General features: G+C 51.1%; 14 protein-coding genes. 9 read left to right on the top strand and 5 right to left on the bottom strand.

Annotation, left to right across the window (positions count from 1 at the left end; translation table 11 throughout):
* The first annotated feature begins 151 nt into the window (after nucleotides 1–151).
* The 4 genes from H7C19_RS14495 to H7C19_RS14510 all read left to right on the top strand — a co-directional run bounded on the left by H7C19_RS14495 (nucleotide 152) and on the right by H7C19_RS14510 (nucleotide 3,168).
* A complete protein-coding gene (locus tag H7C19_RS14495; RefSeq protein WP_185143376.1) occupies nucleotides 152–883 on the top strand; it encodes an amino acid ABC transporter ATP-binding protein in 732 nt (243 codons plus the stop codon).
* 19 nt (nucleotides 884–902) lie between these two features.
* Nucleotides 903–1,778, top strand: coding sequence for a transporter substrate-binding domain-containing protein (locus H7C19_RS14500; protein ID WP_185143377.1), 876 nt, complete (start codon nucleotides 903–905; stop codon nucleotides 1,776–1,778).
* 72 nt (nucleotides 1,779–1,850) lie between these two features.
* Nucleotides 1,851–2,504 carry an amino acid ABC transporter permease gene (locus H7C19_RS14505; RefSeq protein ID WP_185143378.1) on the top strand — a complete coding sequence of 218 codons (654 nt, stop codon included), beginning with the start codon at nucleotides 1,851–1,853 and terminating at the stop codon, nucleotides 2,502–2,504.
* Nucleotides 2,505–2,517: 13 nt separating this feature from the next.
* Nucleotides 2,518–3,168 carry an amino acid ABC transporter permease gene (locus H7C19_RS14510; RefSeq protein ID WP_185143379.1) on the top strand — a complete coding sequence of 217 codons (651 nt, stop codon included), beginning with the start codon at nucleotides 2,518–2,520 and terminating at the stop codon, nucleotides 3,166–3,168.
* 237 nt (nucleotides 3,169–3,405) lie between these two features.
* On the opposite strand, the gene H7C19_RS34790 is transcribed toward H7C19_RS14510, so the two are convergent.
* Entirely contained in the window at nucleotides 3,406–3,582 is a 177-nt protein-coding gene (locus H7C19_RS34790) for a hypothetical protein (protein ID WP_246469508.1), read from the bottom strand.
* Here H7C19_RS34790 and H7C19_RS14515 point away from each other — a divergent pair.
* The 3 genes from H7C19_RS14515 to H7C19_RS14525 all read left to right on the top strand — a co-directional run bounded on the left by H7C19_RS14515 (nucleotide 3,553) and on the right by H7C19_RS14525 (nucleotide 5,928).
* The gene (locus H7C19_RS14515) at nucleotides 3,553–4,710 is read left to right on the top strand and encodes an ATP-binding protein (RefSeq protein WP_246469509.1); all 1,158 of its coding nucleotides are present in this window, start codon (nucleotides 3,553–3,555) and stop codon (nucleotides 4,708–4,710) included. The two genes, H7C19_RS34790 and H7C19_RS14515, sit on opposite strands and share 30 nt — an antisense overlap.
* 2 nt (nucleotides 4,711–4,712) lie before the next feature.
* Nucleotides 4,713–5,612, top strand: a complete 900-nt coding sequence (locus H7C19_RS14520; RefSeq protein WP_185143381.1) for a response regulator — start codon at nucleotides 4,713–4,715, stop codon at nucleotides 5,610–5,612.
* 100 nt (nucleotides 5,613–5,712) lie between these two features.
* Entirely contained in the window at nucleotides 5,713–5,928 is a 216-nt protein-coding gene (locus H7C19_RS14525) for a VOC family protein (RefSeq protein WP_313731681.1), read from the top strand.
* 19 nt (nucleotides 5,929–5,947) lie between these two features.
* Here H7C19_RS14525 and H7C19_RS14530 read toward each other — a convergent pair whose 3' ends face one another.
* A complete protein-coding gene (locus H7C19_RS14530; RefSeq protein WP_221469246.1) occupies nucleotides 5,948–6,490 on the bottom strand; it encodes a GNAT family N-acetyltransferase in 543 nt (180 codons plus the stop codon).
* Between the two features lie 479 nt (nucleotides 6,491–6,969).
* On the opposite strand from H7C19_RS14530, the gene H7C19_RS14535 reads away from it, so the two are divergent.
* Together H7C19_RS14535 and H7C19_RS14540 are read left to right on the top strand one after the other, a co-directional pair.
* Nucleotides 6,970–9,573: an NB-ARC domain-containing protein gene (locus tag H7C19_RS14535; RefSeq protein WP_185143382.1), complete on the top strand. Its 2,604-nt coding sequence runs from the start codon at nucleotides 6,970–6,972 to the stop codon at nucleotides 9,571–9,573.
* A gap of 349 nt (nucleotides 9,574–9,922) precedes the next feature.
* Nucleotides 9,923–11,992: an S-layer homology domain-containing protein gene (locus H7C19_RS14540; protein ID WP_221469247.1), complete on the top strand. Its 2,070-nt coding sequence runs from the start codon at nucleotides 9,923–9,925 to the stop codon at nucleotides 11,990–11,992.
* Nucleotides 11,993–12,114: 122 nt separating this feature from the next.
* Here the strand turns inward: H7C19_RS14540 and H7C19_RS14545 are convergent, their stop codons facing one another.
* The 3 genes from H7C19_RS14545 to H7C19_RS14555 are packed head-to-tail and all read right to left on the bottom strand — an operon-like array spanning nucleotide 12,115 to nucleotide 13,339.
* Complete coding sequence (locus H7C19_RS14545) at nucleotides 12,115–12,618, bottom strand: SRPBCC family protein (RefSeq protein WP_185143384.1); 504 nt, start codon at nucleotides 12,616–12,618, stop codon at nucleotides 12,115–12,117.
* A 34-nt stretch (nucleotides 12,619–12,652) separates the two neighbouring features.
* Nucleotides 12,653–12,973: an ArsR/SmtB family transcription factor gene (locus tag H7C19_RS14550; RefSeq protein ID WP_185143555.1), complete on the bottom strand. Its 321-nt coding sequence runs from the start codon at nucleotides 12,971–12,973 to the stop codon at nucleotides 12,653–12,655.
* A 30-nt stretch (nucleotides 12,974–13,003) separates the two neighbouring features.
* Nucleotides 13,004–13,339, bottom strand: a complete 336-nt coding sequence (locus tag H7C19_RS14555; RefSeq protein ID WP_185143385.1) for a DUF1801 domain-containing protein — start codon at nucleotides 13,337–13,339, stop codon at nucleotides 13,004–13,006.
* Between the last annotated feature and the right edge of the window lie 304 nt (nucleotides 13,340–13,643).

Here is a 13,643-nt window from a genome sequence, read left to right on the forward strand (position 1 = left end):
TTATATATTAAATTTAATGTTAGATAACATGTCGGATGGCGTTATTTACTGTAGGTTGGACATTAGCATAGGAAGAAGATCGATACCGCCTCCGGGAAGCCGCCCGCGCTCGGCGGATCGGCCGTCCGGGCACGACAAAGGAGGGACTCCATTGATCCGATTTCAAGCCGTCGACAAGCATTATGGGTCGTTTCACGTGCTCAAGGACATTCATCTCGCCGTCCATCAGGGCGAAGTCGTCGTCGTCGTCGGCCCGTCCGGCTCCGGCAAGAGCACGCTGCTCCGCTGCATCAACCGGCTGGAGACGATCGCGAGCGGGGAACTGACCGTGAACGAAGTCCGCGTGAATGACAAGAAAACCGACATCAACAAGCTGAGGCGCGACATCGGCATGGTCTTTCAGCATTTCAACCTGTATCCGCACAAGAAAGTGATTGAAAATATTACGCTGGCCCCGATCAAAGTGCTCGGCTTATCCAAGCAGGAGGCCGAGGAGACCGCGTTGTTCTACCTGGAGAAGGTCGGCATCCGGGACAAGGCGGGGGCGTATCCGGCCCAATTGTCCGGCGGCCAGCAGCAGCGGGTGGCGATCGCCCGGGGCCTGGCGATGAAGCCGAAGATTATGCTATTCGACGAGCCGACGTCCGCGCTGGACCCGGAGATGGTCGGGGAAGTGCTCGACGTCATGAAGACGCTCGCCCGCGAAGGCATGACGATGGTCGTCGTCACCCACGAGATGGGCTTCGCGCGGGAAGTGGCCGACCGGGTCGTGTTCATGGACCAGGGGAGGATTCTGGAGGAGGCAACGCCGGCGGAGTTTTTCGCGAATCCGCGCGAGGAGCGGGCGCGCGCGTTTCTCAGCCGTTTAATAAGACATGGATAACGGGAGAGGAGCACGACAGATGAGACAAAGAAAATGGTTCGTCCTGGGTCTCGCCATGCTGGTATTGACGGTTCTGACGCTTGCCGGGTGCGGCAAGAAGGAGGGGAATGGCGCCGGCGGCGCGTCGCCTTCCTCCTCCGCATCGGCTTCGTCTTCGGCCGCGTCCGCAGGCGGTACGTCGGCGCTCGATGCGATCAAGAGCAGGGGCAAGCTCATCGTCGGCGTCAAGTACGATACGCGTCTCTTCGGCCTGAAGGATCCTGCCAGCGGCAAAGTGGAAGGCTTCGACATCGACGTCGCCAAAGGATTGGCCAAGGAGCTGCTGGGAGACGAGAGCAAGCTCGAACTGAAGGAAGTCACTTCGAAAACGCGCATCCCGATGCTGGACAACGGCGACATCGATCTGATCGTCGCGACGATGACGATCTCGGAGGAGCGCAAGAAGCAAGTCGACTTTTCCGACGTCTACTTCAAAGCCGGCCAGTCGCTGCTGGTGAAGAAGGGCAGCCCGATCAAGTCCATCGCCGATATCAAGAAGGGAACGAAAGTGATCGGCGTCAAAGGCTCCACCTCGGTCAAGAACATCGCGGAGAAGGCGCCGGACGCGACGGTGCTCGAATTCGATAACTATCAGGACGCTTTCACCGCGCTCAAAGCGGGCCAGGGCAACGTGCTGACGACGGATAACGCGATTCTGTACGGGATGGCCAGCCAGGATTCGAATTACGAGGTCGTAGGCGGCACCTTCACCGACGAACCGTACGGCATCGCGGCGAAGAAGGGCAACGCCGATCTGGTCGCCTTCGTCAACGACTATTTGAAGAAGCTGCAGGACAGCGGCGAGTACGACAAGCTCTATGAGAAATGGATCGGGGAGACGCCGATGAAAGAATGAACCCGCTGAAGGCGGACGGGGGAGCTTCTCCCTCGTCTTCCGTTTGGGGCATACAGGGAGGGATCGCGCGGGATGCTTGATTTTACGATCCTGACGGACAACTTCGGGACCTATTTGAGAGGCTTCGGCAACACCGCTTACGCCAGCGTTCTCGCCTTGGCCGGAAGCTTCCTTCTCGGCACGCTGCTCGCCGTGTTCCGCATCACGCCCGTGAAGCCGCTGCAATGGATCGGCACGGCTTACGTCGAGTTTGTTCGGAACATTCCGTTGCTTCTGGTCGTGTATTTGTTCTTCCTCGGCCTTCCGTCGATCGGCGTCGTTCTGAGCCCGTTCGCCTGCGGTACGCTCGGTCTGGCCGTCTATACCGCCGCGTTCATCGCGGAAGCGGTCCGAGCAGGCATCCTCTCCGTTCCGAAGGGGCAGATGGAAGCCGCTCGGTCGTCCGGGCTGTCTTACGGGATGACGATGCGGCTCGTCATTCTTCCGCAAGCGGTGAAGATCGTCATACCGCCGCTGAACAACCAATTTATCAATTTGATCAAGAACTCTTCCATTTTGAGCGTCATCTCCGGATTCGACCTGATGTTCTACGCCGACCGGATCGCTTCCGATACGTACGTCGTTTTCAGCACTTATATATTTGCCGGCCTGTTCTACCTGCTGCTTACCCTTCCTTTAAGCTACGCGACCGGATGGCTGGAGCGCCGGTTGGCCAGACACGATTGAGGAGGTGGATCCGATGGACTTCAAAGACGCTTACAAGTGGGTCAACCTCGAATTCATACTGGAAGGCTTCCTCGTGACGCTCGAGGTGGCCGCCGCCGCCATTGCGCTCAGCTTTCTGATCGGCTGCATCGCCGGCACGGTCCGGTATATGAAGATTCCCGTCCTCTCGCAGCTTGCGGCTTTCCTGGTGGAATTGGTCCGCAACTTGCCGCTGCTGCTGATCATCTTCTTTACGATGTTCGCGCTGCCGGAAGTCGGCATCAAATTCGGCATCGTCCAATCCGCGATCATTGCGCTCACCGTGTTCGAGGCGGCGATGATTTCGGAGATCGTACGCAGCGGCTTGAACTCCATTCCGAAGGGCCAGGTCGAAGCGAGCCGCTCTTCGGGCTTGACTTCGTTCCAGACGCTCTGGCACATCGTGCTGCCGCAAGGCTTGCGCCGCATGGTCCCGCCGTTGGTCAGCCAGTTCATCTCGCTGCTGAAGGATACTTCGCTGGCTGTCATCATCGCGCTGCCCGAGCTGATGCACAACGCCAATATCGTCATCGCCCACAATTTCCAGACCGCGGTTCCGATTCTGATGTTCGCGGCCTTCCTCTATTTCGTCGTCAATTACGCCCTGTCGCTCGCCTCCCGAAGACTGGAGAACCGCATGGCCTAACAACGCGCCGGTCTCGTTGTGGTCATGCTTCTGCTTGAGACGGCGTATACATGGGTTGAAAAAACTGGGGCCATCAATCCGCCTTTAGCGGACTATCCTTTTGGGATTTGCTTGTCTGACCGAGTCGGGCTGCCCCGAATTCCAAGGTTGAAATCGCTCCGGACCATGGTACGATAGTAAAAAATCCTTGACAGGCCATGGGATGGAGGAATCCGGATGACCGACTCTCCCTCTCCATCAAAGATTGGACTGAGAATGCAGACCTTGTTCAAGAACGAAACGTTGCAAATTTTCATCATCGCGATCATGACTGCGTTCGCCGGGGAGTTCAAAATCAATCCTTTCCACGGCGAGATTTTTCGCCTTGGCCTCGGAGCCAGCACCTTGCTGCTCTTTCTTCTGCTGATGCAGCATTTGCCGTTCGTCAGAACCGGAGCGGTCACGGGACTCGTCGTCGTGCTGTTCCGGATGACGGAAGATGCGATCTTCTTCCCGGGCGCCTTCTCCGCCGCCTCCAGCTTCCTAAACCACTTGGCCGGCGGCGTTTTCTACGTCGCGTTCGCGCTGGGCATGAGCTTCATCCAGATGAGGATCGCGGCGCTGCAGCCCTTGATGCTAGGCGTCATCGTCTCCGCCATCGATCTGCTGGCGAACGAGACCGAGCTTTTCACCCGCAGGCTTATGGAAGGGATGTCGCCGTTCCACAACAACGGGATCGTGCTGCTGGGGGCGATCGCCGTGCTGCGCAGCTACTTCATCATCGGGTTGTTCAGCAGCATCACGATTCGCCAGATGCGGCTGATCCAGGCCGAGCAGCAGAAGCGGATCGAACAGATGCTGCATATCGGCTCGGGACTGTACGGGGAAACGTTCTATCTGCGGAAATCGATGGATACGATCGAGCGGATCACGGCGAGCAGCTTCGAGCTGTACAGCAAGCTGAAGTCGGCGTCGCTGACCGAGCACAGCCGGCAGGCGCTGGGCATCGCCCAGCAGATCCACGAAGTGAAGAAGGATTCCCAGCGGATCCTGGCGGGGCTGACGAAGCTGTATGACCGGGAAATCGCCCAGGAGATGAATCTGGAGGAGATTTTCCGATACGTCATCAAGGCGAATCAAACTTACAGCGAAATGCTGAAGAAAGAGCTGACGATCGAAGGGGATCTGAAGGTCGACTTCTCGACGTCCCATTATATCGTCCTGCTCACCGTGCTCAACAATCTGGTGGCCAACGCCGTCGAGGCGATGAACCGTTACGGGTTCATCCGGATTTGCGCCTTCGATCGGGGAGACCGGACGGTATTCGAGGTCGTCGATTCCGGCAAGGGCATTCCCGAGCGGGACCGACAAATGATATTCGAGCCCGGCTTCACGACGAAGTTCAATCAGGACGGCGTCGCGGCTACCGGGATCGGGCTCTCGCACGTGCGGGACATCGTAGGGTCGTTCGGCGGCGAGATTCGGGTCGCCACCCCCGAGAGCGGCAAGGGGGCCCGCTTTATCGTCGCACTTCCCACAATAACGTTGCGGAAAGGGGCGTAAAGATGCTGCCAAGCTTTTGTATCGTTGACGATGATGCCGTCAGCACCCGGATGCTGCAAAATATTATTGAGGATAGCAGCTTCGGAAGCGTTCTCGGGACGGCGGGGGGAGGGGTGACGGGCGCCAGCCTCATTCTGGACACGAATCCGGACATCGTGCTCATCGACTTGCTCATGGCCGATCAGGACGGCATCGAGACGATCATTCAGCTCAAGGGGAGAGGATATCCCGGGCGGTTCGTCATGATCTCGCAGGTGGAGAACAAAGAGATGGTCGGCCAGGCTTACCGGAACGGAATCGAATTTTTCATCCGCAAGCCGATCAATTGGGTGGAAGTGGAATCGGTGTTGCAGAAAGTAAGCGAACGGTGGATGCTCGACCGGTACCTGCTCGAGATCAAGCGGTCGCTCGCGCAGCTCGATCCGCTTCAGCCGGGTTCGGCGCCTGCGCGCAAGGAGAAAAACGTTCGCGACGTCGTCGGGCAAATCATGACGGACCTCGGGATCGTCGGAGAGACCGGCAGCAAGGACATTCTGTCGATCATGGAATGGCTCGCGGAGAACAACCGGGGGCGCGATTTCCCGCAGCTCCGGGAGCTGTACGCATCCTCGGTATTGGCGGCCAACCCACAGACGCAGGATCTGGAGAAGGGAAGCAAAGCGGTCGAACAGCGAATCCGCAGAACCGTCATCGCTGCCCTCGCCAATATGGCGTCCATCGGACTGACGGACTACAGCCATCCCAAGTTCGAGTATTACGCGCCGCTCTACTTCGACTTCCAGGACATTCGGCTGAAGATGCGGGAGATCGAGGAGGACGTCTCGCCCGGCAAAGGGAAGGTGAATGTCAAAAAGTTTTTGCAGGTGCTCTATATGGAGACGTTGAACAAGCTGAACGGTTGAAGAACGGCGGTCATGGAGTTGTCGCCGTAGTCTATCGAAAAGCGGATTCTAAACACATCGCAATCGGGAAGAAATTGCTGCCAATTCGAGTATCGGAAGAATCTCCGAGGGTGGGGATGTAAAGGCCCAAGTGTGCGGCTGGCTGAAAGATAAGTACGGGGTATCGTGGCAAGTTGTTCCTGCCGCGCTAACCGAAATGGTAAGCGATCCCGATCCCGAGAAATCGGAAAGAGTAATGAAGGCATTGCTCCAAACGAAAAGTAAAATCGACATCAAGACATTAATGGAGGCGTATGAGGGAAAGTTCGCCTACTAGGAATCCAAAGACAAACGCATCACATGACGCCGACTTCCCGCTGTACCCACTTCGACGAATCCGAACTCGCTAAATTGCGGAACAAACCCCATGAACCGATAGCTTGGAGAATCGGGGGCGACAGGGTAGGCTTCAACAACGGTTGCCCCCGCTGACGCGAGTGCTCGACGGCGGCTTGAATCAGTTGATTCATAACGCCATGTCCACGGTATTTCCGAGACACGAAGAAACAGACCAGAGACCAGACCTTGTCCGGATTCTCATCCGGTTCATATACGCCTCCGAGCTCCCGATAGGTCGAGCGCGGAGCGATCGAGCACCATGCTATCGGCTCATCGCCTACGTAGCCCAATATACCGACAGGAGTAGCCTCTTGCACCATTTTACGAATGGCAGATTTTTTGCTCTCCTTGTTCTCTCGATCCTCAGGTTTCCCGCGCCACACCATACACCAGCAGTTCTTGGGCCCTCCTCTGCTCTCAAAAAGCTTCTCGAAATCCGACCAACGGTCTTGATCGACTTCAAAGAAATCCAGTTGCTCTAAAGGGTTGGACATTTCCATGATTGCCTCACATTCATTGATACGACCTTGATTATTTTCGGATCATTTTATAATTCATCTTCTATGCTTGCGTATTCCGTATATTTCCATATCAACGGCTAGTTCGTTCCAAGAATCGTATTGGTCTCAATAAACGTCCTCCCACTACAGATTCTGCAGGAACGGCTTCAGGTTCTGTTCCAGGAGGTGACCTACAAGAACGTCCGAGAGTTAATAATTCAATTATCAAATTACCCATGTAATTCTTGAATAATACAACACGACAACGAGGGACTCTTCTGTTGTTAGTTCTTTTTATAATCGTAAAACCCGTTTAACCTTTCACTTATCATAACTAATGATGCTATTTTATTGAAGGGAACAAATTGGAGTCTCATATAAGTAAACTAGATAAGTGAATTGGATATCATAGAACTTTACAGTTCAAATATTGTTTGTTACTATTTTTGTAATATTTTGTCGTGAATAGGAGTTGTCTTATGGATTTTATTCCGTTTAATAGAATGAAAGAACGTGTTGAAAATGGAAAAAAAGAATCTCCTTTTACTCACTTTAATGACTTGCTTAACTTAGGTGAAATGTTTATCAAGCTTACAACACTAGGAATTTTGTCGGCTGTTGAGGAAGAACGGGAGGAACATAGGTATAGATCTCTACATAATCTTGTTAGAGTAAGTGGAATAGGCGATTGGGTGCAAATTCTTTTTAATATTTTGCATGGGCCAGGAGCCGCCTACATTATTGATGAGGCATTCGAGGAAAAAAGACAATTAAGTGAGATTCGCAAAACAAGTTGGCATAATGATTCAGCTAAGCAACTTTATGAATCGTTAAAAATACTTATTCCAACAATCCAAACCAATTGGGATGGAATGAGTTGGTTTGAATTATTTGCACGTTTACGGAATAAAACAAGAGGTCATGGTGCTTTAACTTCAGAAACGGCATCACTAATAATTAAATATTTAGAAGAATCAATGGCTCCATTTCTTGAAGAATTATTAATTTTTAAACGACAGTGGGTTTTTTTAAAACAAAACTTATCTGGCAAGTATAATGTCCAACCGTTGAGTAAGAATATCGAGTCTTTTAATTATTTGAAATCGGCAAAAGAATATGATTTTACTAATGGAGTATATATCTATTTTGGTAAGCCTAAACATATAGAGTTGATTGAATTTGAATCTGAATCAGATGATTTATTTATTGCAAATGGTGGCTTTACAGAGAAAAAATATGAACTCTTGTCTTACTTTACTGGTAGAGTACAGTTAGGTAATTCGGATATTTATAAGCGAATATTAACACCTTTACCTAATAGTGAAACTGACGGACTAGATGAGCTAGACGTTCGTGGGAAATGTTTTACTAATCTTCCTCCTGTTGTTGATGGGTATGTTAAACGTAAAATTGAGGAAGAAATATATCCCATACTAATTAATGATAGACATCCGGTTGTTACATTACTTGGCCGAGGAGGAGTTGGTAAAACTTCTGCCGCCTTAAAAGTGCTTAATGAGATTATGTTAGAATCTCGTTATCAATCAATATTGTGGTTTAGTTCTAGAGATATTGACTTGAAGGAAACGGGAGCAAAACAAGTAAAACCTCAAGTGTTGACGTTACAAGAAATGGCACGAGAATATTGGAAACTTGTTGATAAATCTAAACTTGAGGAAAAGACTCAAATTCAAGTTGATGATTTCTTGGCCCAATTGACAAAAACTGATGTAGGTCCAACTCTATTTGTTTTTGATAATTTTGAGACTGTGGCTAATCCGGTTGAACTATTTAGACAACTCGATACGTTTATTAGAAGCCCTAATAAAATCTTGATAACTACAAGACACCGTGAGTTTAAAGGAGATTATCCCATTGAAGTAAAAGGTATGTTAGAACCTGAATTTCGTGAACTTGTAACTGCAACTACCAAAAGACTTAACATGTCAATTTTGGAGGAAAAGGATTTACAAGAGTTATTTAGAAAATCCGAAGGACATCCCTATGTTGTTAAAATTGCATTAGGGGAGATGTCCAAACCTGGAATTAGAAGGCCGTTAGATCAAGTGATAGCAAGTAGAGATGATATTTTAGATGCTCTATTTGAGAGAACATATATGATGTTGTCTCCCGGTGCTAAAAGAGTTTTTCTCACATTATGTAATTGGAGATCCACTCTGCCATACCTTGCAGTAGAAGCAGTTATGTTAAGAACGAGGACGGAAGATGATCGTTTTGATCCCCAAGAAGCTATTGAAGAATTAAGTAGGGTTTCTTTTATAGAAATAGCTACATCTGATAATGATAATGAATTGTTTATTAATGTACCGATTGCAGCTTCGATATTTGGAAAAAGAAAGCTATCTGTTGATCAATCAAAAGCATTAATTGAATCAGCAACAGAGTTTTTGCAATACTTTGGTGCGACCCAAAATACCGATATACGTCACGGGCTTAAACCTAGAATTCATCGGCTATTTTCTAATCTAAAAAGGACACTCGACGGTACACCTAGCAGGTTGAAAGATTATTTACCGATGCTTGAATTTATTGCACGCCACTATTCCGCGGCATGGATTAATATTGCAAATTTGGTCGAAGAATTCGAAAATGAAAATAAAGTAGAGCTTGTAAAACATTATTTGCAGAAATATTTAGAGTATGCACCTGAAAGTGAAGAAACAGTTAGAGTTTGGAGTAGAATTGCAGAATTAAATGAAGGCATAGATGACATGCAAGGTGTAATACATGCGTTAATCGAAAAATGTATGATTGGTAACAGACCGTATTACGAAATAAGTAATGTTGCAAATAAATTTAATGGTTTTCTTAGAGAAAGATTGTTGGATATTGATTCGGAAGAAAAACGAGTTCTGGCAAAAAAATTATTGGATCTGTTAGAGAGTAGAATTGTTGAAGCTTCTGCAACAGACTGCTCAAGAATAGCATGGTTATGTTTGCATTTGCAGGATGAAGAGAAAGCAAGCTATTATACAGAATTAGGATTATCAAAAGATAGTGAAAACGAATACTGTCTTAGTTTAAAAAGCAGATTTGGTCATATTAATTTTGTTTGGTCATAAATCCTGAGCGTTGTAAGGGATGCTGCATCGAAGCCATATTCAATGGCTTCGATTTTTTTAATGGACTCATAACTTACTTTCCATTAAACAAATAGGCTTCTAAAAATGAGAAACAAAAATTCCGATGGAAAAGTTTTGTGAAGAGTGGAGTCGAGCCTCTTTTGCTTTTCAGAAAAGTAAGCGTTTGAACCAAGGTAAATTAAACGACACCATTCGACAACGCTCCCAAAATTTCTCTGCTATAGTAGTCCTATCTACATCATTCTATCAACCTATGTAGAACTTTGGGGGCAGGGAGTGTCGTGACATGAAGAAAAAGGCAGGGCTCTTATTTTCGGCATTGCTACTGATGGTGACGCTAGTTGTGCCGTATCGCGCAAGTGCGGCTATCGTATTCTATGACGTAGGCGTGTCCTACTGGGCGTATCCTCAGATCATCAGCATGTCTGAGGTGGGGCTGATCAAGGGGTACTCGGACAATTCGTTTAAGCCGAAGAAGGCGGTGACGCGGGAGGAATTCGCGGCGCTGATCACGCGCGCGTTCTACCTGGACTTGCCGGAGGAGGGTACGACGCCGACGTTCGCGGACGTGGCGAAGTCGAGATGGTCGTACTCGGACATCGAAGCTTCGAAGGACTTCCTGACGGGGTATTATCCGCCGTCAGGCAAGGCATTCTTCGATCCGACCGCCAGCGCGACGCGGGAGGATGTGGCGGTCGCGCTCGTGAAGACGCTCGGCTACCAGCCGGACGATCTGCAGGACGATAGCGTGCTGGATCGCTTCTACGACGGTGACAAGGTGTCGCCGAACATGCAAACCTATGTGGCGCTCGCCGTGGAGAACAAGCTTGTGACCGGCTACGAGGACGGCACCTTCCGGCCGAACCAAGGGGTGACCCGCGCCGAAGCCGCCGCGCTGCTGTACCGGGTCATCAAGGGAGCCGCGGGCGACAGCCAGCAAGGGCTCGCGCTGAACGTCTCCGTCCCGGAGACGACGCAGACGCCGACCTTCTACATCACCGGCGACGTGACCAAGGGCGCCAAGGTCTTCATTAACAACAAGGAAGTTCAAGTCACGCAAGGGCAGTTCCGTGAGGGCTTCCGCCTGAACGAAGAAGGAACCTACACGTACACGATCTCCGCGCGACTGGCCGGGGGCAAGACGGAGAACGTGACGAAGACGGTGAAGTACGAGAAGGGTGCGCCTACGCTCACCGTGAACGGCGTGCCGGAGACAACCGACAAGAAGACGATCACGGTCACCTGGACCGTCAAGGACAGCAACGACCCTTCTCCAGTCGTCTATGTGAACGGGGAAAAGCAGTACAGCTCCTCCGGCTCCACCACGGTCAGCCTGAATGACGGCGACAACGAGATCACCGTCATCGCGGAGAACAGCGCCGGCAAGTCGGCCAAGGTGGTCAAGCACGTCGTCTTCCAAGGCAACGGTCCGACGCTGAACGTAATGAACGTGCCGGAATCCACGGACAAGGATACTTTGAACGTGACCTGGACCGTGCAGGACAAGAACGATTCCTCGCCCAAGGTCTATCTGAACGGGCAGCAACTGTACGGCACGTCCACGACGGTCAGCCTGCGCGAAGGCGCCAACACGCTCTCGTTCAAGGCCGTGAACAGCCTGGGCAAGACGACCGAAGTGACGAAGACGGTCGTCCTGAACGGAGCGGCGCCGACGCTGACGGTCGATCCACTGCCGGCCACGACGAACAAGAATTCCGTCCGCGTCAGCTGGACGGTCCAGGACAAGAACGACACCTCTCCGAAGGTGTACGTGAACGGAGAGCAAGCCTACGGCAGCAGCGCGACCGTCTCCCTGCAGCCGGGGTTGAACAAGATCACCGTTCGCGCGGTCAACAAGCAAGGCAAGTCGACGGAGAAGACGGCGGAGATCACGTTTTCGAACAGCGGACCTGCGCTGGTCATCCAATCCGTCCCGTCCACGACGGACAAGAAGACCGTAACGGTGAGCTGGACGGTAAGCGACAGCAACGACAACTACCCGAAAGTGTACGTGAATGATCAGCAGGTCTATGGCAGCAGCGCGACCATCACGCTGACGCCGGGGTCCAACACGATCAAGTTCAGAGCCGTGAACAGCGCCGGCGCGACGACCGAAGATTCGCGCACGATCGTGTTCGAGCCGACCGGACCGAAGCTCGTCCTGGGCTACGCGCCGGAGACGACGACTTCGCAGACGATCACGCTCACCTGGACGGTCACCGACGACAATGACAGCGCTCCGAAGGTGTACGTGAACGATCAACTAATCAATTATTCCACCAGCTTGAATGTCACGTTGAATCCTGGCGCCAACACGTTCAAGATTGTAGCGAGCAACAACCTCGGCAAGACGACTGAAGTCACGCACACGGTCACTTATACGCCTGCATCGCAGTAAGCGACAGTCGATTCCAACCAAGAGGAATCGTCCCGAGGTTTAAAATGCTAGGGTTTAGCCCCTAGCATTTGGGAGAGGATGAGTCGGCTTTAGCGCCGACTCATCCTCTCCCAAATTTACTTTTACAGTTGGCTTGCCAGGTAGTCGGCCAGTTGATCGAACGTACCGCCGAAGCCTTGTTTGACCATTGGCGCCATCTCGTCGAATGCGGCTTGCTCCTCGTCGGAAGCGTTTAGCGGCCCGCCTTGCAACGTCAGCGTCGTCTTGTTGTCTTTCTCTTCGAGCGTTAAAATATTCAGAATTTCAAGCGGCCAGTTCGGGTTGAATGGCGCCCGGATCGTATTCCCCTGTTCGTCGGAGAAGGATTGAACGAACACTAGCTTTTCCGGCTCGTTTACTTCTCGATAGACGAATTTGCCCCACATCACGTGGTTGCCGTCCGGAGACTTCTGGCAGCCAAAGAACTCCCCGCCGGGCCGGACATCCATTTTGGCTATCTCGAGCGAAAAGCCTTGCGGTCCCCACCATTTCCCAAAATGCGCGGGATCCGTCCAAACCTGAAAGACCAGTTTTCGCGGCGCATTGAATTCACGAGTAAGCAGCAATCCTTGATTTAACTTTTCCATAAATATGATTCCTCCTCTATTAGGTAAAGGGATCTTATCCCCTTCCTCCGTTGTTCAGTTCGTTCAAATAGTCGACTAGTCGGTCAACCCGGTCTTCCATCCCTCGGAACGATGCCAGCCATTCGTCGATTTCCTTTAGTGGTTCCGGCCTCAAACGATAGTAACGTCTATTAGCCTCGGGACGCACTTCCACAATGCCGGCTTCGCTAAGGACCTTTAGATGCTTGGACGCTTGCGGCTGATGAATCCGAAGTCCGTCCGCAATCTCTCCGACCGTATGAGGACCCTCTCGCAACAGCTCCACGATCTGCAATCGGTTGGGTTCAGCCAGCGCACTCAGGGTTGCAGCTTTTATTCGCTCCCCCTCCCCTCCCGATGCGATGGATCACAATGAACTAGATGCTTTCGTCAGTAGTTTTGATAGCAAATCGTAGTCGGGGTTATCGCTTTCGCGGATCTTAAGCCACTTACGTTCAGCCGGACCCTCGAAACCTTTAGGAACGTCAAGGCCATTCGCGTTCATGATCATAAATGCAATGGCATCCTTGGCCGGGGAAATGACTGCTGCAAACTGTCCGTTCTTCAGAAAATGCGGTTTCTTGTACTGAATCTTCTCTTCGACTTCCGGAATTACTTCATGGACCATCCGGCGAAGCTTGCCGCATACCTCCACCTGCCAGGGATTAAGGTTTTCAATAAACGAGGTCACTTCTTGGTTCATGATATCGCTCTCCTTTTTTGGATTTGATTGGTACTGGTTCTGGATTCAATATACCTCAATAAGAATATTCCTGTCAAGGAATTTAGGGAATATGTCTGTCTGTACTTACTGTCGCTATCTCTAAAAAAGTCTAGGGGGTTAATGCCCTAGCAAATAGCATAGCGCTTTCCTGCATGAAGGGTTCGAGCGCGAAATTGGATACGACATATTTATCTGCCGGAATCGCAGCATGAACCATTCCCTCAAGAATTTCTCCAAAAAAACGGCGGGGCAGAAATAACGCTCTGCCCCGCCATTGCTCAGA

Source organism: Cohnella nanjingensis, from assembly GCF_014212125.1.
GTDB lineage: Bacteria > Bacillota > Bacilli > Paenibacillales > Paenibacillaceae > Cohnella > Cohnella nanjingensis.

Coding starts and splice junctions, on each gene's coding strand:
- H7C19_RS14500 (WP_185143377.1), top strand. CDS start 903: ATGAGACAAAGAAAATGGTTCGTCCTGGGTCTCGCCATGCTGGTATTG.
- H7C19_RS14505 (WP_185143378.1), top strand. CDS start 1,851: ATGCTTGATTTTACGATCCTGACGGACAACTTCGGGACCTATTTGAGA.
- H7C19_RS14510 (WP_185143379.1), top strand. CDS start 2,518: ATGGACTTCAAAGACGCTTACAAGTGGGTCAACCTCGAATTCATACTG.
- H7C19_RS34790 (WP_246469508.1), bottom strand. CDS start 3,582: ATGCTGCATCAGCAGAAGAAAGAGCAGCAAGGTGCTGGCTCCGAGGCC.
- H7C19_RS14520 (WP_185143381.1), top strand. CDS start 4,713: ATGCTGCCAAGCTTTTGTATCGTTGACGATGATGCCGTCAGCACCCGG.
- H7C19_RS14530 (WP_221469246.1), bottom strand. CDS start 6,490: ATGGAAATGTCCAACCCTTTAGAGCAACTGGATTTCTTTGAAGTCGAT.
- H7C19_RS14535 (WP_185143382.1), top strand. CDS start 6,970: ATGGATTTTATTCCGTTTAATAGAATGAAAGAACGTGTTGAAAATGGA.
- H7C19_RS14540 (WP_221469247.1), top strand. CDS start 9,923: ATGGTGACGCTAGTTGTGCCGTATCGCGCAAGTGCGGCTATCGTATTC.
- H7C19_RS14545 (WP_185143384.1), bottom strand. CDS start 12,618: ATGGAAAAGTTAAATCAAGGATTGCTGCTTACTCGTGAATTCAATGCG.
- H7C19_RS14555 (WP_185143385.1), bottom strand. CDS start 13,339: ATGAACCAAGAAGTGACCTCGTTTATTGAAAACCTTAATCCCTGGCAG.